This window comes from Kitasatospora sp. NPDC056446 (assembly GCF_042796115.1).
Taxonomy (GTDB): domain Bacteria; phylum Actinomycetota; class Actinomycetes; order Streptomycetales; family Streptomycetaceae; genus Kitasatospora.
In genome coordinates, this window is record NZ_JBHTRF010000049.1 from 43774 (window position 1) to 64785 (window position 21012).

Sequence of the window (21012 nt, forward strand, 5' to 3'; positions counted from 1 at the left end):
CGGCCGGCGGGCTTCGTGCCGCGGCCGGTAGGCATCATCGCGACAGATGAAGATTTCTTCAAGTCGTCACCCCGCTGCCGCACCCCCGCCCACCCCCGGCGGGCGGCCCGCCGCACCCCGGGAAGCACCCCCGGGACCCGGCCCGGGCCCACCCGGACCTGCGTCCGGACCTGCATCCGAACCTGCGTCCGGACATGCCAAGCGCCGAGCCCGGGACGCTGCCAACTCCCGGGCTCGGCAGTCACGGTGACGAGCCGTCAGCAGCCTACAGGCACATCGACCGTCACCGGGGACGGACCCCATCCAAGAGCCTCGACCGAGAAGGATGCGTGCACGGTCGAACCGCACGGGACGGTGGCCGTGGGGCCGTCGACCCGAACCGTGCTGATCTGGAAGACCGTGCGGCCGTTCACCGCGCCGAGCGAGTTGCCACCGGTCACGTCGGCCGAGAGCCGGGTGAGCAGCTCCTTCGGCGCCGGCGGCCACGGGGTGCCGGGGGACGGCGGACCGGCCATCCCGATCTGCCCGTAGATGACGACGCTGTCGCCGGTGACGTCGGCGCAGACCTTGGTGGACAGGCCGGCCTGGAGGCCGGACCAGCCGCAGGTGGTGACCGTGGTGGTGGCAGTCGTCGAGGCCGCGGCGAACGCGGGCACGGGCGCCGCGAGCAGAGCGACGGCACCGGTGGCGCCGGCCGCGATCCTGGCGATGCGGTTCATGAGCTCCTCCTTGGGAGGGTACGAGGACGATCAGAGACAGGTGACGTGGCACATATGACATTTCATAGGTCCACGACAGAAACTGTCCCATGGGATTCCTATGCCCAGACCGGCTTTTACCCTTGGAACTGTCGCCTCGACCGAAAGCAGACCTTCAATGGCGCAATCCCCTCAGAGCAGCCGAACCCCCGTGCCCTGACAGGCGACGCTCGTATGGAGCCCAGGTGAACGGCCGCCCCCGGGCATCCCCGACCGCCCCCGGGCACCCCCGACCACCCGGCGCCGCCCCCGGCGGCCGCGCCGTCAGCCGAGCGAGGAGCGCAGGGCGTCGACGCGGTCGACGGCGGCGGTGAAGGTGCGGCGGTCCAGGCGCCCGGAGTCGAGCGCGGCGGCCAGCGCCTCGGCGGCGTCCTCGGCCTGCTGCGGGTCGCGGGCGGAGCAGAGCAGCAGGTCCATGCCCGCCTCGGCGGCAGCCACCGCGCGGTCGCCGGTATCGCCGTACGGGGCGAGCGCCTCGGCCTCCATCGCGTCGGTGACGGTCACGCCGTCGAAGCCGAGCCGGTCGCGGAGCTCGCCCTGGATCACGGTGGGCGACAGCCCGGCCGGACGCTCCGGGTCCAGCGCCGGGTAGACCGCCCAGGAGGCCATCACCAGGCGTACGCCCGCCGCGATGGCGGCACGGTAGGGGGCCTCGCCACGGGCCCGGATCTGCTCCAGCGGGACGGTGAGGGTGACCGGGCGCTCGTCGGTGTTCGCGCCGCGGGGGGCGGCACCGAGGCCCGGGAAGTGCTTGGCGGTCGCGGCCACCCCGAGGCCCTGCTGGGCGGCGAGGAACGCGGTGCCCAGCTCCGCCACCGTGGCGGGGTCCTGGCCGTACGAGCGCTCGAAGTGGTCGATGAAGTTGTCCGGGGTGTCGTAGACGTCGAGCACCGGGGCGAGGTTGACGTTGAGCCCGGCGTCGGCGAGGGTCCCGGCGGCGCCGGTTCCGGAGGCCGCCGCCGCGGCGAGCGGGTCCGGGGCGGTCCCGGTGCGGCGGGCGGAGAGTTCGGGCGCGCCGGGCAGCCGGCGGACCTTCCCGCCCTCCTGGTCGGTCATCAGCAGCAGGGCGCGCGGGTTCGGCGCCTCGGCCGCCGCCTGCTTCAACTCTCCGACCGCCTGAGCGAGTTGCTCGGGGCTGATGACGTTCTCCCCGAACAGGATCACCCCGGCCGCCCGGCCCTCGCGGATCGTCTGCAGCACCCCGGCCGGGGGTGTCGGGCCCGCGTAGGAGAGCACGATCCGCCGTCCGGCGAGCTCCCGGGCGTCCTCCTGCTCGTGCACGGCCATGACGACGGTCCTCTCGGGCTCGATGCGGCGCGGCTCGGAGGCCGAGCCGAGCGGGACCGGCCCGAGCACGGCCCCGAGGACCGCCAGCACCGCCCCGAACCGGGCGACCCGCCGGAACCCGGCCATCGCGCCTCCTTGTCAGCAGTGGACTACGGCCCGTCAGCGTACCCAGGACCCCGATCCGCCAGTCCGCCCCGCATCAGATTCATCCGATAATCCGATCCAACTGGCGCCCGGGGGCGCCCCGGCCACCCGGGGTGTCCGGCTGCCCGACCGGCCTGAGCTCCGGAACCCGCCACCGCGCCCGCACACCCCCGCCGAGCCCCCGGCCCCGAACCCCCGGCCCCGAGCCCCCAGCCCCCGGGCGCCCGCCGCCTCCGCCACCCCCGTCGCCGCCCCCCTCAGCGGGCAACCACCTCAGCCCGGCCGGCCGACCAACCCGCCCAGCACGGCGATGCCTTCGGCGATCTCCGGCGGCGAGCCCGCCGCGTAGCCGAGGACCAGCCCGGGCCGGTAGGGCAGGCGGGCGTGCCAGGAGAGGGGGTGCGTCTTCACCCCCCGCGCCAGCGCCGCGGCGGCCAGCTCGGTGTCGGTGCAGCCCATGCCCTCCGGCAGGGTCAGCATCAGGTGGAGGCCGGCCGCCGCGCCGTGGACCGTGGCCCCGGGCAGGTGGGCGCGGATGGCGGCGGTCATCGCGTCCCGGCGGCGGCGGTGGCGCCGGCGCAGCAGCCGCAGGTGCCGTTCGAGTTCGCCGGTCTCCATCAGCCGCGCGAGGACGAGCTGGGGCAGGGCCGGGTTCCCGAGGTCCGCGAAGCGCTTGGCGTCGAGCACGGCGTCCCGCAGCCGATCGGGCACCAGCAGCCAGCCGGTGCGCAGGGCGGGGGCGAGCAGTTTGGAGACGCTGCCCGCGTAGCAGACCCGGTCCGGCAGGACAGCCCGGAGCGCGGGGAGCGGCGGGCGGTCGTAGCGGTGCTCGGCGTCGTAGTCGTCCTCGATGACCAGGCCGCCCTCGCCCGCCCAGCGCAGCAGTTCGCGGCGCCGGTCGCCGCCGAGGACGACGCCGGTCGGGTACTGGTGGGCCGGGGTGAGCAGGACGGCCGGGGCGCCGGTGGCGCGCAGCGCGTCGACCCGGATTCCCTCGGCGTCGACCGGAACGGGCGGCGTGGCGGCGAGCCAGTGGGCGAGGTGCTGCCGTGCGCCGAGCGAGCCCGGGTCCTCCACCGCGACCTCGGTGATGCCCGCCTGTCGCAGGGCGCGGCCGAGCAGGGCGAGCGCCTGGGCCGTGCCCGCGGTGACGAGCACCTCGTCGGGGTCGGCGCGGATCCCCCGGTTGCGGGCGAGCCAGTGGGCGACGGCCCGGCGCAGCGCGGGGGTGCCGCGGACGTCGCCGTAGCCGAGGTCGTGCGCGGCGAGGCCGTCGAGGACGGCGCGTTCGGCGCGCAGCCAGGCGGCACGGGGGAAGGCGGCGAGGTCGGGTACGCCGGGGGTGAGGTCGATCCGGGCGGGGGTGCCGCGCAGGAGGTCGAACACCTCCGGGCCGGGGGCCGCCCCGAAGAGGGCGGGCCCGTCGGCGACCGGGCGGGGCGCCGCGCGGGCGGCGGCCGCCGGGGCAGCCCGGACGACCGGAGCGGCGGGGACGGTCGGGGCGGGGACGGCGACCACGACCGTGCCGCCCCGGCCCCGCCCGGCGACCTGGCCCTCCTCGGCGAGGCGCCGGTAGGCGTCGGTCACCACCCCTCGGGAGACGCCGAGTTCGGCCGCCAGCACCCGCCCGGCGGGCAGTCGGCTGCCGGGCGGGAGGCGACCGTCGGCGACGGCCTCACGCAGCCGGCGGGCGAGCCAGTCGGTGAGGCCGCCGGGCGGGGCGTCGGCGGTGTCGAGCTGGAGGAAGTCGGCACCGGCCTCTTTGGACCTGTCGGGTGCGTCGCCTTTGGACCTGTTCACCGGACCATAGTGGCGCGAGGGTGGGGCCATGACCACAGAGACGGCACAGCCGGAACAGACCGACGCCTACGTCCACGGCTACTCGGACGCCGAGGCGCAGCGCCTCGGCGACCAGGCGGACACCCTTGCCGACCTGCTGCACGCGGGCACGGCGTACCCGGCGGGCAGCCGGGTGCTGGAGGCGGGCTGCGGGGTGGGGGCGCAGACGGTGCACCTGCTGGCCGCCAGTCCGGACGTCCTGCTGACCTCGATCGACCTCTCGACGGAGTCGCTGGCCCAGGCCCGCGCCCGGGTGTCCGCGCAGGCCCCGGCCGCGAACGTCACCTGGCACCGCGCCGACCTGCACCGGCTGCCGTTCCCGGACGGCGCGTTCGACCACGTCTTCCTCTGCTTCGTCCTGGAGCACCTGCCCGATCCGGCGGCCGGGCTGGCCGCGCTGCGGCGGGTGCTGCGCCCGGGCGGGACGATCACGGTGGTCGAGGGCGACCACGGCTCGGCCTTCTTCCACCCGGAGACCCCGGCGGCCCGGCGGACGATCGACCACCTGGTCCGGCTCCAGGCGCGGGCGGGCGGCGACGGGCTGCTCGGCCGCCGGCTGCACCCGCTGCTGACGGCGGCCGGGTTCACCGACGTGACGGTCCGCCCGAGGACGGTGTACGCCGACGGCAGCCGTCCGGCGCTGGCGGAGGCCTTCACCCTGCGGACCTTCGTCGCGATGGTCGAAGCCGTCCGCGCCGACGCGCTGGCCGCCGGGCTGGCCACGCCGGAGGCCTTCGACCGGGGCGTCGCGGAGCTGCGCCGCGCGGCCGGGCCGGGCGGGACGTTCCACTACACCTTCTTCAAGGCGGTCGCGGTCAACCCGTGAGGCCGGTGCCGCCGGGGACGTCTACGGGCGGGGCCGGGCCGGCTGGTCCGGACCGTCCCCGAGGGAGGCCAGCAGGACCCGCATGGTGTCGACCAGTGCGGCGGTCCGGGCGTCGTCCAGCCCTTCGAGGAGGCCGACCTCGGTGGCGAGGTGGTCGGGCAGCGCGCGGTCGATCAGGGCGTGGCCCTCGGGGGTGAGGGCGACCTCGCGACTGCGGCCGTCCTGGTCGCTGCGGGTCCGGGTGACCAGGCCGCGGCCTTCCAGCCGGTCGAGGCGCTGGGTGATGGCGCCGGAGGTGACCATGGCGGACTGCATCAGGCCGGTGGGGGTGAGGCGGTAGGGCGGGCCGCTGCGCTTGAGGGTGGCGAGGACGTCGAAGGAGGCGGCGTCCAGGCCGTGCTCGGCGAAGGTGCGGTCGAGCGCCGCGTCCACCAGGCGGTAGAGGCGTTTGAGCCGGCCGAACACCTCCATCGGGGAGACGTCCAGGTCGGGCCGCTCGGCGGCCCATTGCGCGACGACGCGGTCCACATGATCTGCCACGGCTCCAGGGTAGGCGATCCCGGGCGAATCCCTTAGCGCTGAGGTAACTGTGAGCCACGTCACGCTCGCCCGGCGGCGAAGAATGTCTTAGCACTGAGATACATTGGCTTAGTGCTAAGACATCGCCTCGCCATCGTGCTGATGACGGCCCTCGCCCCCGCCATCTGGGGCACGACCTACCTCGTCACCACGGAACTGCTCCCACCCCACCGCCCGCTCCTCGCCGCCGTCATCCGCTGCCTGCCCGCCGGCCTGCTGCTGGTCGCCCTCACCCGCCGGCTGCCGCAGGGCGGCTGGTGGTGGCGCTCCCTCGTCCTCGGCGCGCTCAACATCGGAGCCTTCCAAGCCCTGCTCTTCATCGCCGCCTACCGCCTCCCCGGCGGCATCGCGGCCACCGTCGGCGCCGTCCAGCCGCTGATCACCGCCGGACTCTCGGCCGCCGTCCTCGGCGACCGGCTAACCCTGCGCACCGCGCTGTCCGGCATCGCGGGCGTGGCGGGCGTGAGCCTGCTCGTCCTCCGGGCCGGCGCGAAGCCGGACGCGCTCGGCCTGGCCGCCGCGCTCGGCGGCGCGGTGGTCATGTCGGCCGGCGTCGTCCTCGCCAAGCGCTGGGTGTCCCCCGCCCCGCTGCTCGCCACCACCGGCTGGCAACTCACCGCCGGCGGACTGATGCTGGTGCCGGTCACCCTCCTCACCGAAGGCGCGCCGCCGTCCCACTACAGCGCCGCCAACGTGCTCGGCTACACCTACCTCTGCCTGATCGGCGCGGCCCTCACCTACGCGCTCTGGTTCCGCGGGGTCCGGGCGCTGCCGCCGACCTCGGTGTCCTTCCTCTCCCTGCTCAGCCCGGTGGTCGCCACCGTGCTCGGCTGGCTCGCGCTCGGACAGGACCTCAGCCCGCTCCAGGCGCTCGGCGCACTGGTCGTGCTCGGCGCGCTCATCGCCGCCCAGACCCGGCGGCCCGGCCCGGCCACCCCGTCCGCGCCCGTCGCCCGGTCGGCCTCCACGCCGCCGGGGCAGCCGGGGCAGCCCGTACAGCCCGTACGCGAGAACGTCTGACACCCGGACCACCAGGCCCGGATCCCGCTCCACCCCACAGCCCAGGAGAACCCCATGCGCATCACCGTGTTCGGCGCCACCGGCAACGTCGGCAGCCGGATCGTCGCCGAGGCCGTCGCCCGAGGCCACCAGGTCACCGCCGTCGTACGGGACCCTGCCAAGCCGCACCGCCTGCCCTCCTCCGTCGCCCTCGCCGTCGGCGACGCCCGCGACCCGGAGGACGTCGCCCGCAACGCCGCCGGGCAGGACGCGGTGATCACCGCCACCCGCCCGGTGCCCGGCAGCGAACACGAACTGGCCGCCGCCACCGAGGGGTTGCTGGCGGGCATCGCCGGTACGGGCGTACGGCTGCTGGCCGTCGGCGGCGCGGGCAGCCTCACCGTCCCCGGCGGGACGACCCTCGTGGAGTCCCCCGGCTTCCCCGACGGGATCCGGGCGATCGCACTGGCCTGCGGCCGACAGCTGGACCTCTACCGCGCGGCCGGCGGCGACGTCGACTGGACCTACCTGAGCCCGGCCGCGCTGCTCGAACCGGGCGTGCGCACCGGCCGCTTCCGGCTCGGCCGGGACGAACTGCTGGTCGACGCCGACGGCAACTCCGCGATCTCCATGGAGGACCTCGCCATCGCGCTCCTCGACGAGGTCGAACGGCCCGCCCACCGCCGGGCCCGGTTCACCGCCGCCTACTGACCGCCGCGGGGCGGCCCCGCCCGGGCCGCCCCGGAGCACGGGCTGGAGCCCCCGCCCCGGCGGGGGTGAAGCCAGCACCACCCCGAAGACGGCAGCGGGCATGATCGATCGTCAGCGGCGCCTCGGACAGGATCGTTCCCGTGACCGACACCGACAGCACGACCACCGCAGGCACGACCACCGCGCGCACGACCGCCGCAGGCACGACCACCGCAGGCACAAGCGGCTCAGGCGCGACCACCGCCGCGAGCGCGACCGCCCCGCACCGCACCCGGCGCGCCGCGCTCGCCCTGGCCGCCGCCCTCCTCGCCGGACTCGCCGCGCCCGCCACCGCGAGCGCCGACACCGGCCGCAACCCCGGCGACGCCGACCCGGCACCCGCCCGCTACACCCACCAGGTCCTCAACTGGCAGCCCTGCGCCAACCGGCCCGCCCTGGACTGCGCCACCATGGCCGCCCCCCGCGACTGGCACCACCCCGGCACCGGAGCCGACCTCACCATCGCCGTCTCCCGGCACCGCGCCACCGACCCCGCCAAGCGCAAGGGCACCCTGCTGATGGCGGCCGGCGGCCCCGGCGCCTCGGGCCTGCTGCGCCCGGCCGGGCTGGCCAACGCGGCACCGGCCGTCGGCGCCGCGTACGACATCGTCGGCTTCGACCAGCGCGGGGTCGGCCAGAGCACCAAGGCCGTGTGCCAGACGCAGGAGGAGTTCCGGGACTTCCTGGCCGGCGACTACCGCGACCAGTCCCCCGCCGCGATCGACCGCGTCATCGACCGGTCCGAGAAGCTGGCAGCCGGCTGCCAGGAGCGCAGCGGCGACCTCATCCCCTACCTGAACACCGAGCAGACCGCGCACGACATCGACCTGTTCCGCTCGCTGCTCGGCGAGCGCAAGCTCAGCTACTTCGGCCCGTCCTACGCCTCGATGATCGGCGCCTACTACGGGGCGCTCTTCCCGCACCGGGTCGAACGGATGGTGCTGGACAGCAACATCGGCTTCGAGGGCACCTGGGAGACGTTCGAACTCGGCCAGCCGATGAGCTTCCAGCGCCGTTTCGACGAGGACTTCGTGCCCTGGCTCGCGGCCCGGGACGCCACCTACCACTGGGGCACGACCCCGGAGCAGGTCCAGGCCCGCTGGGAGCAGCGGCGCGCCGCGCTGCACGACTCCCCCATCGTCGAGGGCCCGCTGACGATCGGCCCCAACCAACTGGACAACGTCGCGATCTCGGCGATCTACCAGGCCTCCAACTTCCCCGACCTCGCCCGGCTCCTGGTCACCCTCGACACCTGGGACAGTGCCGACGCCGCGACCCGGACGGCGACCGCGACCATGTTCAACAGCTACCTCAGCCCGGACTTCCTCGCCGAGTACTTCTCGGTGACCTGCAACGACACCCCGTGGACCCGGGACCTGGACACCTGGGTGCGGCGCGGCGCCGAGAACACCGCCCGCTTCCCGCTGGCCGGCTCCCGGACGCTCGCCTTCAGCGCGGTCTGCGCCGCCTGGCCGGTCGCGCCGGCGCCCAAGGTCAAGGTCACCGGCGCCCACCTGCCGACCACGCTGATGCTCAACTCGGTCCACGACCCGGCGACGTACTACGAGGCGGCGCTCGGCGCCCACCGCGCGCTGCGAGGCTCGAAGCTGGTCACCGTCACCGGCAGCGGGGACCACGGCCAGTACCCGACGTCCAACACCTGTGTGACGGACGTGGTCGAGCGCTACCTGCTGGACGACCGGGCGCCCTCGCACGACCTCACCTGCGCCACGCCGCAGTCGAGTTGATTCGAGCCGAGCCGAGCCGGTCGTAGCCCCGGCCCGGCCGCCGCTCCGGTCAGCTCCGGTCGGCTCGGGGCCGGGCCCGCAGCCGGGCCCGGAGCCAGGCGAGGCCGACCGCCAGCCCGGCGAAGCCGCCGACGGCGAGCTTGATCCCGGCCTTGGCGACGATCCAGCCGACCCCCGGGACGGTCCAGCCCAGCCAGTGGAACACGGCCAGCAGCACCGCCGCACCGCACAGCGTGGCCAGGACGGTAGCCGCGATTGCGGCACCCCGGGAGAGCTCCCGCGGGCCGTCGGCACCGTCCGCACCGTTCGCCGAGCCCTTACCCGAGCCCGTACCCGAGCCCGCTCCCGTGCCCGTACCCGAGCCCGTGTCGGCAGCCGTTCCGTTCACCGCGTCGTTCGTATCCCCCATATCCATGCGGGCGATGATACGACCTCAGCGGCGGGCGTGGTGGGTGTCCCCGAGGTGCTCGCCGGTCTCGCCGTCGGGGAAGCTGACGGCCATGGTGACGCGGTACTCGTGGACGTCCTCCCGGTGCCCCGGCACCCGGGCCCAGGCCAGCGAGTGCACCTCGGCCTCGGGGGCCTGGCGGCACCAGGCGGCCGCCTCCTCCAGGGCCCGGGCCGCCGACAGTCCGGTGCACACCACGGCGGTGTACGCGGCGACCGCGACGTCCCCGCCGGAACGACAGGTGCGCGACACCGCCCGGACGGCGGCGGCGGCCTGGGTCAGGTCACGGGCCAGGTCGTCCACGACCCGAGGGGGCGCCGGCAGGACGACCGCTCCCTCTGCCACGGTCTCCGGCAGGTTCGCGCTCACGGTCTGGACCTCCATCCGCATCATCACGCGGCACAGCATGCCGGGCGGTGATTCCTGGCATGCCCACTTTCACCAGAACGTCACCCGTCCAGGGGCGAGTTGGGAACGCACCCTGGCGCCGGCAGGCCCGTCCTGCTAGGGGAGGCCGGGCCCCCGCCGGACGTTCCGGCAGGTCAGAGGGGGCGGTCGCGGGCGCGGCCGGGGAGCCCGAAGGACCGCGCACGTACCACCCCCGTGCTCCGAACCGCCGGTCCGGGCCCGGAGCGCGCGTCCCACCGTTGTTCGACCGATGGCCAACTCCCGTTACCGGCACCGGAGATGACGACGTACGCGGCCGGGGGCCGGGCCGACCGGTCGGGGCGGGACGGCCACGGCCGCTCGTACGGCGCTCCGTCCGCCTCGGCCGCACCCCTGCTGAGGTGCCGAGTTAACCCCTCGGTGGGCACCGGGCCGCCTCCCGGTCACCCTGTCCCTGTCAGATCGTCGTGATACTAATCGTCGGATGGCGGGTGCCGTCTTCGGACGGCCGGGCACGATGACGAAGGCTCAACCGTTCCGGGAACGTCCGGGGCGGCGACGGGGAGGGAAAGCGGATGGCGGCGAGGTTCGGCAGCACCCAGGGCGGGCGGAAGGTCCGGATCGGCAAGCGGGTCACAGGGACGGCGGCGACCTTCGCCGCACTGGCCGCGCTGACCGGCTCCCAGGTGACGGGCCTCGGGCTCGCGCCGGTCGCGGTCGCCGACACCGGTGCCACGAACGGTACCGCCCAGGGCGCCGACCGCCTGCCGGGCGCCGACTCACCGCTCGGCACCCCCTCGCCGGGCATCCCCGGCACCGGCACCCCGGTCGACGGCGGCGGCACCGTGCTGTTCCCGCAGCCGCCCGGCACCCTGCCCGGCACGCCCGACGCCGGCCCGTTCGCGGCCACCGGGCCCGCCCTGCCCGCCACGGTGCTCGCCGCCTACCGCCAGGCCGAGGCCTCGCTGGCGCAGCGCTCCCCCACCTGCCACCTGCCCTGGCAACTGCTGGCCGCGATCGGCCAGGTGGAGTCCGGCCAGGCCAACGGCGGCCGGGTGGACGCCGCCGGCACGACCCTCACCCCGATCCTCGGCCCGGCCCTGGACGGCAACGGCTTCGCCGCGATACCCGACACCGACGGCGGCCGTTACGACGGCGACTCCCGCTGGGACCGCGCCGTCGGGCCGATGCAGTTCATCCCGTCCACCTGGGCCGCCTGGGGTGTGGACGCCAACGGCGACGGCAAGGCCGACCCGAACAACATCTTCGACGCCGCCGAGGCCGCCGGGCGCTACCTGTGCGCGGGCGGCCGCGACCTCGCCGACCCGGCGCAGCTCGACCGGGCGGTGCTCAGCTACAACAACTCGGGCGAGTACCTGCGGACGGTCCGCAACTGGATGGCGCACTACGGCAGCGGCACGGTGACCACCGTCCCGAACCGCCCCGGGTCCTCGGTGCCGTCCTCCTCGCTGCCCTCGCCGTACCTCCCGGGCTTCGGCGGTGCGACGGCCGGCGGCCCGGCCGGCACGGGCTCCGGCGCCGGTTCCGGCACGACTCCGGCTCCGACTCCGACTCCGACCCAGGAGCCGACCACGCCGGCCACGCCCGTCCCGGACCCGTCGCCGACGGCCCAGCCGACCGGCACGCCCAGTCCCACCGCGACGCCCACGCCCACCGGTTCGCCGTCGCCGACCGCCCAGCCGACCGGCACCCCGACGACGACGCCGACCGGCACGCCCACGGGCACCCCGACCGGCACGCCGACCACCTGCCCGGACCCGACGGCCACGGCCACCCCGACCGGCACGCCCTCCGGCACGCCCACCCCGACGGGCACCCCGTCCCCCACCGCGACGCCCACCGGCACGCCCACCGGCACGCCCACCGAGACTCCCACCGGCGCCCCCGGCTGCCCGACGCCCGCCCCGACGGCGACGGGCACCCCGAGCGCGACCGCCGGCGCCACTCCCAGCGCCTCGTTCTCGCCCTCGGCCGCCCCGAAGAAGTGAGCCGACGCCCGAAGAAGTGAATACGACGAGGGCGGGGGTGCGGTTCCCACACCGGGAACCGCACCCCCGCCCTCCGGCGTACCCGCCCGCTTCGCCTCAGAGGTGCTTGACGAGCTCCGGCATCAGGTCCTGGAAGGTCCGCCCACTGGCCGGCTGGCCGATCGCGGTCATCTGCCAACCGTCCGCCGTGCGCTGCACCTTGGCCATGATCTGCGCGGTGTACGGGCCGCCGCCGGTGAGCGTGTAGCGGGCCAGTTCGGCGCCGGTGGTCTCGTCCACGAGCCGGCAGAAGGCCGCTTCGACCTCCTGGAAGGTCTGCCCGGTGAAGGAGTTGACCGTGAAGAGGATCTGATCGACCTCGGCCGAGACCGTCGTCAGGTTGACGGTGATCGACTCGTCGTCGGCCGCGCCGCCCGAGCCGCCGACCAGGTTGTCCCCGCTGTGCCGCACCGAGCCGTCGTTGCTGGTGAGGTGCTGGAAGAAGACCACGTCCACCGGCCGCCCCTGGGCGAACAGCACCGCCGAGGCGTCCAGGTCGATCTCCCGGCCTGCCGCGAGCAGCTTGGCGAAGAAGCCCTTGCGCTCCGCCGCCTTCCAGCCGAGGCCCATCCGGACCAGGCTCAGCTGTCCACCGCCCGGCTTCTCCAGGCTGATCTTCTGCCCCTTGGCCAGCGAAACGCTCATCGCGCCCTCCTCGTTCTGCCACCGCCGCGTGCCGCGAATCTACAGCACTGTAGAAAATTTCCGATCATCCGACGGCGTCCTGTGAACACCCCTACCCGCACTTCGCCGCACCTCACCCCCCGAGGACGGTCCGCACACTGAGGGAACCCCCGGTCCGACGTCTGGCGTAGCCGTGGAACGCGACCGGACGGCCGGGGTGGCGGGCGGACTATGGTCGGCCCCGGGGTGCCGCTGCCCTGTTCGTTCCGCTCACCACGCTCCGCTCACCCTGCTTCCGGATCATGCCGACTCACGCTGAGGGGACCACCATGCCCGAGCAGCACGAAGGAACCGAACAGCACGCGGCCACCGGCCTGCCCGCCGCACCACCGCCCACGAGTGCCGCCACCGCCTCGCGCCTCGGCCGCCGCCGCCTGCTGCGGGCCGGTCTCGGCGCCGGGGGCGCCCTGGCGACCGTCCGGCTGCTGCCCGGCGGCCGGGCCTGGGCCGCCGCGCCGACACCCGCGCCCGTCTCCACGGTGCCCGCTGTCCCCACCGCCCCTGCCGCGACCGCCGCCCCCGCCGCCGGCCAGGTCTGGCCCGACTGGGCCCGCTACGCCCGGATCGCCGACGGCACCTTCAACGAGCCCGCCGACATGCAGAGCGCGGTCGACGCCCTCAAGGCGCAGGAGGTCAGCGTCATCGAGTTGGACACCCTGCTGTCCAACTGGCTCACCGACGCCGAGTTCGCCGCCCACATGGCCGACGTGAAGACCTTCACCGGCCTGGCCCACGCCGCCGGGATGAAGGTCGTCATGTACTACCCGTCGCTGGAGCTGATCTCCCCCGGCGGCGAGAAGGGCCGCTCCTTCTACAAGGACGACCAGGGCAGGAACTGGGTCCAGCGCGACCTCGCTGGGAAGCCGAACGTGTTCTACGGCAGCGTGGTGGTCTGGGTCGACCCGGGCGACGAGAGCGTCTGGCTCAGCCCCGACTCGCCCTGGCGGGACTACTACCTCAAGCGGATCAAGGGCGTGGCCGCGACCGGCGTGGACGGCATCTGGCCGGACGTACCGATCTACTTCGACGGCGTGCTCACCTGGTGCGACGCCTCCACCTGGGGCGCCGCCGCCTTCAAGGCCGACACCGGCCTCGCCCTGCCCAAGGCCGCGGACTACACCGACCCGGTCTTCCGCCGCTACATCGAGTGGCGCCACCGCAGCCTGCTCCGGTTCCAGCTCGACATCGCCGCCGCCGGACGCTCGGTCAACCCGGACCTGGTCACCTTCGTCGAGACCGTATCGATGGACTACCGCTACGCCACCTCGATCGGCCTGGACGGCGGCTACCTGCGCCAGGCCCCCGGCGCCGTCAGCCAGGTCTGGGAGGTGGACATCCTCGGCAACTACGACGGCATGCGGCACGCCACCGCCTCCGACTGGGTCTGCCTGATCTCGATGTACAAGTACGCCCGCGCCGCCAGCGGCACCAAGCCCGCCTGGGCGTTCTCCTACGGCTGGCAGGCGGACGACGCCTCGCTGGTGATGTCCCAGCTGATCGCGGCCGGCTGCAACCCGTACGAGGTGAAGACCCCGTTCAAGAACGACACCGTGGACGCGGCGATGCGCACCCGGATGTACCGCTTCGTGCGGACCAACCAGCAGAAGCTCTACGACGCGGCCTCGATCGCCCGGGTCGGCGTGTACCACTCCGCCGCGTCCCGGGACTACGTGTCCCCCGGCGAGGGCAACGGGATGTACGTCAACGCCACCGCGCCGGCCGGGATCACCGACTGGTGGGGCGGCGACGACCCGCAGATGAGCTGCGCGTCGGTGCCCTGGCTGGGCGAGTTCCGGGGCACCGTGAAGGCCCTGGTCTACGCGCACGTCCCGTTCGACACGGTGTCCAGCCCCGGGCTGACCGCCGACGACCTGACCCGGTTCGCGGTGCTGCTGCTGCCCGACCTCCAAGCCGTGTCGGACGCCGAGGCGGCCGTGCTGCGCGCCTACGTCGCGGGCGGCGGGACGGTGGTGATCACCGGACCGGCGCCCACCGCACTGGACGAACTGGGCGGTCAGCGGGCCGAGTTCGCCCTCTCCGACGTGCTCGGCCTGCGCCGGGCCGACCCGCTGCCCGCCACCAGGCAGAACTCCTTCGGCCGCGGCACCTGCCACTACGTCAAGGCGCGGGCCGGGCTCAGCTACCTGACCGGCACCGACCAGGCCTCGGCGGACCGACTGCTGGCCGCCGTCCGGCAGTCGGCGCCGCCCGCGGTCACCCTGGCCGGGGACCGGCGGATCTTCCTGGACGCCCGGCGGCTCGGCGGCGACACGATCATCCACCTGGTGAACTTCACCGCCTTCGGCGACACCCCGGCGGCGTTCCGGACCACCCCGGCCGACTGCACGCTCTCCTACGCCCTTCCGGTCGGGGCGAGCGTCACCGCCGTCACCGTCGCCGGCCCGGACGGCACCGACCCGGCGCCCAAGCCCGTCCCGTACACCGTCACCGGCGGGACGGTCAGCGTGCCGCTGACCGTCGCCCAGTACTCGGTGGTGACGATCACCGTCGGCTGACTGTCGGTCATCTCTCCTGCGCCGTACGGCGGATCAGGCGTCGCCGGCCAGCAGGTGCTGCCGCACCTCCTGGAAGGTCCACGCCCCGCCGGCCGGCCGGGAGAACACCCAGACCAGGTCGAACCGGTCCGGCCAGACGGCGGGCGCGCCGCTGCCGGTGGCACCGAGCGCCTCGACGATGCGCGGGATCCGTGAGTGCTCCCAGCAGATCAGCACCGGCTGCGGCCCGGCGAGCGCGGCGCCGGCCAGGTCGGACTCCTGGGACTCGGCGTACCGGGTGTCGACCGTCAGCCCGAGCTTCGCGGCGAGCGGGGTGACGGTCTGGCGCATCCGGTGCGCACCGGCCAGCGGGCCCTGGTCGGCGGCGGCGAGGATCCGGGCCGGGGTGCGCAGGCCGGGCGCGGGCGGCGAGAACAGCCCGGGCAGCGCGTTCGCGCGGGCCCAGCCGCGCTCGGTCAGGGACTTGCCGTCGTGCTTGCCGTTCTCGTCCAGGCCGGGGTGGCTGCCGTCGGGCTTCTCGCCGTGCCGGACGACCATCACGAAGGCCTCGCCGCCGGGGTCGCTCGCCCGGGCCGCCGACGCGCCCTTGCCGGGCTTGCCCGCACTGCCCGCACTGCCCGCCTCGGCCGAGGAGCAGCCGGCCAGCACCAGCGGCGCGGCGCCGGCCAGCCCGGCCAGCAGGGCGCGCCGGGTGGGCCCGCCGGGCCGTCGGCCGGTCACGCGGCGGCCCGTTCCAGCCGGACCAGCGCGTCCACCGCGACGCCTCCGCCCGCCGCGTCCGCGCCGTCCCGGTGGCCGGGTTCGCCGCCGACCTTCCGGTGCACCCGCTCGGCGCGGACGGTCCGCAGGCCGAGGCCGGCGAGGTCGGCCAGGACGTCGTCCGGGGTGAAGAGGACGGCCGGGTCCTGCGGACCGCCGACGCCTTCGGTGAGGTTGCTGCTGTCGTGTCCGACGACCAGCAGGGTGCCGCCGGGGGCGAGGGCGTCGGCGGCACGGCGCAGCGCGGTCCGGCGGTCCCCGGCGGGGACTTGGAGGTAGGCGACCAGCACGAGGTCGTAGCCGCCGGCGGGTGCCTCAAAGCTGCGGGCGTCGCCGTGGCGCCAGGTCAGCCGGTCGGCGACCTCGTCGGGCAGGTCGGCGGTGAGGCGTTCGGCGCGTTCCAGGGCGACGGCGGAGAAGTCGAGTCCGGTGACGTCCCAGCCCCGGGCGGCCAGCCAGATGGCGTTGCGGCCCTCGCCGGCGGCCAGGTCGAGGGCGTGGCCGGGGGTGCGGCCGGTCAGTTCGCGAACCACCCACTGGTTGGGCTCGGCGCCCCACACCAGCTCGCTCGCGGCGTAGCGGTCGTCCCAGTTCCGGCTGTCCATCGCGCCTCCTCCGTTCGGCGGGCCTGCTCGTCCCGGCCAACCTACCGGGCCGCCGGGCGCCCGGCCGGGTGCGGTCCAGCGGGCGGACACCCTTGACGGCGAATATTGGTCCAGTCCAATCTGTTCAGTCGTGACGCGAACGGGCCACCCGCCCGCCGCGTCCGCGCACCGCTCGTCAGCACGCGTCACCAGCCCGCGCGCCCCCACCGCGCCCGGGCCGGCTCCCCTGGCCCGTCCGGGCCACCGCACCGCCGGAACCCCCACACATCCGGAGGACCACCGCATGCACGACCGCGTCCTGCCCGCACGGCCCGACCGCTCCCCCGGGGAGCGCACCGGGCCTCGGGCCTCCCAGCGCAGAAGGGCCACCGCACTGGCCCTCGCCGCCACGCTCACCACGAGCGGCGCCGCCCTCGCCCTCACCTTCGGCTCCGCCTCCGCCACCCCGGTCAACATCCTGACCAACGGCGACTTCGAGACCGGCACCCTGGCCGGCTGGACCTGCTCCAACGGTTCCGTCGTCACCACCCCGGTGCACGGCGGGACCCGCGCGCTCAGCGGGGCCGCCTCGGCCTCCGACACCGCGCAGTGCCAGCAGACCGTCAACGTCCAGCCGAACACCACGTACACCCTGGCCGGCTGGCTCCAGGGCAACTACGTCTACCTGGGCGCCACCGGAACCGGCGTCAACTCCTCGGCCTGGACGCCCGGCGGCACCGGCTGGAACCAGCTCAGCACCACCTTCACCACCGGTGCGAGCACGACGTCCGTCACCGTCTTCACCCACGGCTGGTACGGCACCGGCACGTACTACGCGGACGACCTCACGCTGGTCGGCCCGACCGGGCCGACCTCGTCCGCCAGCCCGACGACCAGCCCGACGCCCACCGGCAGCCCGACCACGAGCCCGACGGCGTCCTCCAGTCCCACCGCCACCGGCAGCCCGACCGCGACCGGAAGCCCGACGTCGAGCCCGACCGGCAGCCCCACCGGCACGCCGACCGGCACCCCGACCCCGACGGCCACCGCGAGCGGCCCGGCCGGGGACGGCAAGGTCACCACCCCGACCGGCTTCGCGGCCACCACGACCACCGCCAACGCGGTCGTGCTCACCTGGCAGCCGTCCACCCTCACCAGCGGGGACGGGCCGGTCGCGTACAAGGTGTGGTCCAACGGCCAGCTGGTCGCCACCTCGATGGGCACCTCGGTCGCCGTCAGCTCCCTGCTGCCGAACCGGAGCTACACGTTCAGCGTCCAGGCCTACTCGGGCAGCCACGCCTCCGCCCAGTCCGCGCCGGTGAGCACCACGACCGCCGCCGCCCCCGCGCAGCAGCCGGTCCGCTCGGCGTACTTCGACCAGTGGGGCATCTACGAGAACGCGTACTCCCCGAAGAACGTCGCCACCAGCGGCGCCGCGGCCAAACTGGACGTCATCCACTACGCGTTCGCCAACATCGACCCCACCAGGTTCACCTGCTTCCAGGCGGTGAAGGCCTCCGACTCGACCAACGAGTCCAACCCCAACGCCGGTGACGGCGCGGGCGACGCGTACGCCGACTACCAGGCCGACTACAACTCCGGCACCAGCGTGGACGGCAGCGGCGACACCTGGGAGCAGCCGCTCAAGGGCAACTTCAACCAGCTGCGCCAGCTCAAGGCCAAGAACCCGAACCTGCGGTTCACCATCTCGATCGGCGGCTGGACGTACTCCAAGTACTTCTCCGACGCGGCGGCCACCGACGCCTCCCGCAAGACCTTCGTCTCCTCCTGCGTCGACATGTTCCTCAAGGGGAACCTGCCGACCGGCGTCGCCGGTGACGCCTCGGGCGGCGCGGCCTCGGCGGCCGGCATCTTCGACGGCATCGACCTCGACTGGGAGTACCCGGGCTCGGCCGGCGGCCACACCGGCAACCACTACTCCGCCGCCGACAAGCAGAACTTCACCCTGCTGCTGAAGGAGTTCCGCACCCAGCTGGACGCCCTCGGCTCCGCCCAGGGCAAGCGCTACCTGCTGAGCGCCGCGCTGCCCAGCGGCCAGGACAAGATCGCCCAGCTGGAGACCGACAAGATCGGCGCCTACCTGGACTACGCCGACGTGATGTCCTACGACATGCACGGCGCGTGGGACGCCAAGGGCCCGACCAACCACCAGGACCCGCTGCACGACAGCCCGGCCGACCCGACCACGCCGATCACCCCCGGCGCCCGCAAGTACAACGTGGACACCACGGTCACCGCGTACACGACCGGCCTGCCCGAGTACGGCATCCCCGGCGGCTTCCCGGCGAACAAGCTGGTACTCGGCATCCCGTTCTACTGGCGCGGCTGGACCGGTGTCCCGGCCGGTTCGAACTTCGGCCTGTACCAGAGCGCGACCGGCCCGACGGCCGCCAAGCCGCTGAGCCAGGAGGCCGGCCTGGCCGCCTGGAAGGAGCTCAACCCGTCGGCGGCGCAGACCCACTGGGACCCGGTCACCGAGAGCAGCTGGGTCTACGACGGCACCAACTTCTGGACCGGTGACACCCCGCAGGCCGTCCAGACGCGCGGGGCCTACGCCAAGAGCAAGGGCCTCGGCGGCCTGTTCGCCTTCTCCCTGGAGAACGACGACGCGGCCGGCACGATGCTCAACTCGATGGACAGCAGCCTGCGCTGACGTCCTGTCGGAAACAAGGAGTAAGCGACGGCCCGTGCGGGACTCCCGCGCGGGCCGTCCGCCGTCCGGAGCCGGAGGCCTCCCGGGATCAGCCGTTCCACGCGGCCGGCCGTCGCGGCGGCACCGGGTCCGCCCCGCCCGCGCCCGGGCGGCAGCGCAGCAGCCGTCCGACCGTCAGCCGGGCCCCGCGCAGCGCGCCGTGCCGGTGCAGCGCCTGCACGGCGTACGTCGAGCAGGACGGGGTGTACCGGCAGCAGGCAGGGCGCCGGGGGCTGACCTCGGTGCGGTAGTGGCGCACCGCGCCGTACAGCACACCGGCCGCGAAGCCGCGCGGGGCGGGCGCCGACGGGTCGGCGGTACGGTGTCCGCGCACCCCGGCCAGGGCGAACCGGACGCCGGAGGCCATCATCACCGGGATCAGCGCGATCAGGCAGGGGTCGGCGACCTCGCAGCAGCCGTCGCCGCAGCAGTCCAGGCACTTGTCCCGCCTGCGCTCCTTGGCCTTGGCCTTGTCGTGCTCGTCCTTGCGGTAGCGCTCCCGGTAGTCCTCCCAGGCCCGCCGCTGCTTCTTCCGTCGGAGCCGTTCCGGGACGGGAAGCCACCACCAGGCGCGTTCCGGGCGGGCCGGCGGGAAGTGGGCGCCGAGATCCGGCGTCGGGTCGGACACTGCTGACGATCCCCTCGATGCTCCGCCGGGGACCGACCCCGACGATCCGGGCAAGATTATCCGAAGATCATCTGCCCGGATCCGCACGGCCCCGGCGGGGTAGCCCTCCGGGTCAGCCCTTGAGGTCGAGCGAAGGGAAGAGGTCCTGGAACGGCTGGGTGGTCACCGAGACGCTCCGCGAGAACGGGTCGTCGAAGTCCCAGATCATGAACAGCAGGAAGGCGATCAGCGCACTGAAGCAGAGCGCCAGGACCAACTCCCGCGGCGTACGCCGGATCTGCAGGGCGAACAGCATCCCGACGGTCACCACCGCGCCGCCGATCAGGCCGAACCAGACGATCCCCGGCATCGTCGGGCCGGCGTTCTGGCCCCGGGAGTCGCGGGCGTCGGAGGCCTGGCTGATCCGGTCCATGATCGGCTGGTAGGCCTGCGACTCCAGGTCGGAGGCCGGCGGGCGGGTGGCGACGTCGGTCTGCAGCTTCTGCAGCAGCTGGTCGCCCTTCTCGGTGATCGCGCCGTTGTCCTGCATGTAGACCCACTCGGTGTTCACCACGTACGTGACGTAGGCGTCCACGTCGGCGCGGACCTGGTCGCGGAACTCGACCGGGTAGACCACCGCCCGGTCGCTCACCTCCCGCAGCGACTGGGCCTCGCGGAACAGGTCGTCCTGGGCGGCGCCGCGCGCCTCCCAGACACCCGCGATGGCGAGACCGAGGACGATCGCGTACACCACGCCGATCATCATCGTGATGTACTCGATGACATCCGGGGTCTCGTCGGTCTTCACCTCGGTGCCGTTTCCTCGGCGGTGCCTCAGCAGCACCACCGCCACGACGACGGCACAGGCCGACGCCATGGCGATGGTCAACGCCACCCACTCGGACATGGGAACTCCTCTCTCTGGCTTGGCTTGTGACGGAACGGAAAGGTCGGTGACGACCCCGGGCCGCAGGCGGGCGCGGGGCCGGACGGCGGGCGCGGGGCCCGCGGCCGGTCAGGAGCCGCCCGAGCGGCCCCGTCCGCGGCCCCGGCCCGGGCGCAGGGCCGCGGCCGCGAGCACACCGGGGACCATGATCATCAGGATCGTGGTGGTCATCGGGGTGCTCTGGTGGTGCTGCGCCATGGGCATCGGCTTGGCGGCCGGGACGTGGAACGACCGTCGCGCCGACGGGGTCGGCCACAGCGGGCTCGGCCGGACCGGGCTCGGCGAGGCCGCGCTCGGGGCCGCCGGGCTGGGTACCGCCGGGCTCGGGGCCGCCGGGGCTGCGGGCGGCGGCGCGGCCTGCGCCGGGGGCGGCGGGGCCGGCACCGGAGC

Annotated in this window: 19 protein-coding genes; 8 read left to right on the forward strand and 11 right to left on the reverse strand. The window is 74.5% G+C overall.

What is annotated here, in order from left to right:
• Nucleotides 1–257: 257 nt before the first annotated feature.
• The 3 genes from ACFQ6N_RS26810 to ACFQ6N_RS26820 form a co-directional block, all read right to left on the reverse strand.
• Complete coding sequence (locus ACFQ6N_RS26810) at nt 258–719, reverse strand: hypothetical protein (RefSeq protein ID WP_380654024.1); 462 nt, start codon at nt 717–719, stop codon at nt 258–260.
• Nucleotides 720–1022: 303 nt separating this feature from the next.
• Nucleotides 1023–2171 (reverse strand): glycoside hydrolase family 3 N-terminal domain-containing protein, encoded by a 1149-nt coding sequence (locus tag ACFQ6N_RS26815; RefSeq protein ID WP_380654027.1) that lies wholly within the window; start codon nt 2169–2171, stop codon nt 1023–1025.
• 291 nt (nt 2172–2462) lie between these two features.
• Nucleotides 2463–3989 (reverse strand): PLP-dependent aminotransferase family protein, encoded by a 1527-nt coding sequence (locus ACFQ6N_RS26820; protein WP_380654030.1) that lies wholly within the window; start codon nt 3987–3989, stop codon nt 2463–2465.
• Nucleotides 3990–4017: 28 nt separating this feature from the next.
• Here ACFQ6N_RS26820 and ACFQ6N_RS26825 point away from each other — a divergent pair, with 28 nt between their 5' ends.
• Entirely contained in the window at nt 4018–4854 is an 837-nt protein-coding gene (locus tag ACFQ6N_RS26825) for a methyltransferase domain-containing protein (protein ID WP_380654033.1), read from the forward strand.
• A 21-nt stretch (nt 4855–4875) separates the two neighbouring features.
• On the opposite strand, the gene ACFQ6N_RS26830 is transcribed toward ACFQ6N_RS26825, so the two are convergent.
• On the reverse strand, nt 4876–5394 hold the full coding sequence (locus tag ACFQ6N_RS26830; RefSeq protein WP_380654036.1) for a MarR family winged helix-turn-helix transcriptional regulator: 519 nt from the start codon (nt 5392–5394) through the stop codon (nt 4876–4878).
• Nucleotides 5395–5505: 111 nt separating this feature from the next.
• On the opposite strand from ACFQ6N_RS26830, the gene ACFQ6N_RS26835 reads away from it, so the two are divergent.
• The 3 genes from ACFQ6N_RS26835 (at nt 5506) to ACFQ6N_RS26845 (ending at nt 8930) form a co-directional block, all read left to right on the forward strand.
• Nucleotides 5506–6453: an EamA family transporter gene (locus ACFQ6N_RS26835; RefSeq protein ID WP_380654039.1), complete on the forward strand. Its 948-nt coding sequence runs from the start codon at nt 5506–5508 to the stop codon at nt 6451–6453.
• A 54-nt stretch (nt 6454–6507) separates the two neighbouring features.
• Nucleotides 6508–7143 carry an NAD(P)-dependent oxidoreductase gene (locus tag ACFQ6N_RS26840; RefSeq protein ID WP_380654042.1) on the forward strand — a complete coding sequence of 212 codons (636 nt, stop codon included), beginning with the start codon at nt 6508–6510 and terminating at the stop codon, nt 7141–7143.
• A 140-nt stretch (nt 7144–7283) separates the two neighbouring features.
• Complete coding sequence (locus ACFQ6N_RS26845) at nt 7284–8930, forward strand: alpha/beta hydrolase (RefSeq protein WP_380654044.1); 1647 nt, start codon at nt 7284–7286, stop codon at nt 8928–8930.
• A 49-nt stretch (nt 8931–8979) separates the two neighbouring features.
• On the opposite strand, the gene ACFQ6N_RS26850 is transcribed toward ACFQ6N_RS26845, so the two are convergent.
• A complete protein-coding gene (locus ACFQ6N_RS26850; RefSeq protein ID WP_380654047.1) occupies nt 8980–9345 on the reverse strand; it encodes a hypothetical protein in 366 nt (121 codons plus the stop codon).
• An 18-nt stretch (nt 9346–9363) separates the two neighbouring features.
• The gene (locus tag ACFQ6N_RS26855) at nt 9364–9747 is read right to left on the reverse strand and encodes a hypothetical protein (RefSeq protein ID WP_380654049.1); all 384 of its coding nucleotides are present in this window, start codon (nt 9745–9747) and stop codon (nt 9364–9366) included.
• Nucleotides 9748–10340: 593 nt separating this feature from the next.
• Between ACFQ6N_RS26855 and ACFQ6N_RS26860 the strand changes: the two genes are divergently transcribed.
• The gene (locus ACFQ6N_RS26860) at nt 10341–11774 is read left to right on the forward strand and encodes a lytic transglycosylase domain-containing protein (RefSeq protein WP_380654052.1); all 1434 of its coding nucleotides are present in this window, start codon (nt 10341–10343) and stop codon (nt 11772–11774) included.
• A 96-nt stretch (nt 11775–11870) separates the two neighbouring features.
• Here the strand turns inward: ACFQ6N_RS26860 and ACFQ6N_RS26865 are convergent, their stop codons facing one another.
• Nucleotides 11871–12458 carry a TerD family protein gene (locus tag ACFQ6N_RS26865; RefSeq protein WP_380654055.1) on the reverse strand — a complete coding sequence of 196 codons (588 nt, stop codon included), beginning with the start codon at nt 12456–12458 and terminating at the stop codon, nt 11871–11873.
• 308 nt (nt 12459–12766) lie between these two features.
• Between ACFQ6N_RS26865 and ACFQ6N_RS26870 the strand changes: the two genes are divergently transcribed.
• Nucleotides 12767–15013 carry a hypothetical protein gene (locus ACFQ6N_RS26870; protein ID WP_380654058.1) on the forward strand — a complete coding sequence of 749 codons (2247 nt, stop codon included), beginning with the start codon at nt 12767–12769 and terminating at the stop codon, nt 15011–15013.
• 33 nt (nt 15014–15046) lie between these two features.
• Here ACFQ6N_RS26870 and ACFQ6N_RS26875 read toward each other — a convergent pair whose 3' ends face one another.
• On the reverse strand, nt 15047–15733 hold the full coding sequence (locus ACFQ6N_RS26875) for a hypothetical protein (protein WP_380654061.1): 687 nt from the start codon (nt 15731–15733) through the stop codon (nt 15047–15049).
• Complete coding sequence (locus ACFQ6N_RS26880) at nt 15730–16377, reverse strand: class I SAM-dependent methyltransferase (protein ID WP_380654064.1); 648 nt, start codon at nt 16375–16377, stop codon at nt 15730–15732. Before ACFQ6N_RS26880 ends, ACFQ6N_RS26875 begins: the two co-directional genes overlap by 4 nt.
• Before the next feature lie 283 nt (nt 16378–16660).
• On the opposite strand from ACFQ6N_RS26880, the gene ACFQ6N_RS26885 reads away from it, so the two are divergent.
• A complete protein-coding gene (locus ACFQ6N_RS26885; RefSeq protein ID WP_380654066.1) occupies nt 16661–19030 on the forward strand; it encodes a glycosyl hydrolase family 18 protein in 2370 nt (789 codons plus the stop codon).
• 88 nt (nt 19031–19118) lie between these two features.
• Here the strand turns inward: ACFQ6N_RS26885 and yidD are convergent, their stop codons facing one another.
• On the reverse strand, nt 19119–19697 hold the full coding sequence (gene yidD, locus ACFQ6N_RS26890; RefSeq protein ID WP_380654069.1) for a membrane protein insertion efficiency factor YidD: 579 nt from the start codon (nt 19695–19697) through the stop codon (nt 19119–19121).
• 112 nt (nt 19698–19809) lie between these two features.
• Nucleotides 19810–20583: a hypothetical protein gene (locus tag ACFQ6N_RS26895; protein WP_380654072.1), complete on the reverse strand. Its 774-nt coding sequence runs from the start codon at nt 20581–20583 to the stop codon at nt 19810–19812.
• A gap of 184 nt (nt 20584–20767) precedes the next feature.
• Between ACFQ6N_RS26895 and ACFQ6N_RS26900 the strand changes: the two genes are divergently transcribed.
• On the forward strand, nt 20768–21012 hold a 245-nt coding region (locus ACFQ6N_RS26900; RefSeq protein WP_380654075.1), incomplete at its 3' end, for a hypothetical protein.

Excerpts from the sequence above, each read along its gene's own strand:
- ACFQ6N_RS26810 (WP_380654024.1), bottom strand. The coding sequence starts at position 719 with ATGAACCGCATCGCCAGGATCGCGGCCGGCGCCACCGGTGCCGTCGCT.
- ACFQ6N_RS26815 (WP_380654027.1), bottom strand. The coding sequence starts at position 2,171 with ATGGCCGGGTTCCGGCGGGTCGCCCGGTTCGGGGCGGTGCTGGCGGTC.
- ACFQ6N_RS26825 (WP_380654033.1), top strand. The coding sequence starts at position 4,018 with ATGACCACAGAGACGGCACAGCCGGAACAGACCGACGCCTACGTCCAC.
- ACFQ6N_RS26840 (WP_380654042.1), top strand. The coding sequence starts at position 6,508 with ATGCGCATCACCGTGTTCGGCGCCACCGGCAACGTCGGCAGCCGGATC.
- ACFQ6N_RS26850 (WP_380654047.1), bottom strand. The coding sequence starts at position 9,345 with ATGGATATGGGGGATACGAACGACGCGGTGAACGGAACGGCTGCCGAC.
- ACFQ6N_RS26860 (WP_380654052.1), top strand. The coding sequence starts at position 10,341 with ATGGCGGCGAGGTTCGGCAGCACCCAGGGCGGGCGGAAGGTCCGGATC.
- ACFQ6N_RS26865 (WP_380654055.1), bottom strand. The coding sequence starts at position 12,458 with ATGAGCGTTTCGCTGGCCAAGGGGCAGAAGATCAGCCTGGAGAAGCCG.
- ACFQ6N_RS26870 (WP_380654058.1), top strand. The coding sequence starts at position 12,767 with ATGCCCGAGCAGCACGAAGGAACCGAACAGCACGCGGCCACCGGCCTG.
- ACFQ6N_RS26880 (WP_380654064.1), bottom strand. The coding sequence starts at position 16,377 with ATGGACAGCCGGAACTGGGACGACCGCTACGCCGCGAGCGAGCTGGTG.
- ACFQ6N_RS26885 (WP_380654066.1), top strand. The coding sequence starts at position 16,661 with ATGCACGACCGCGTCCTGCCCGCACGGCCCGACCGCTCCCCCGGGGAG.
- ACFQ6N_RS26895 (WP_380654072.1), bottom strand. The coding sequence starts at position 20,583 with ATGTCCGAGTGGGTGGCGTTGACCATCGCCATGGCGTCGGCCTGTGCC.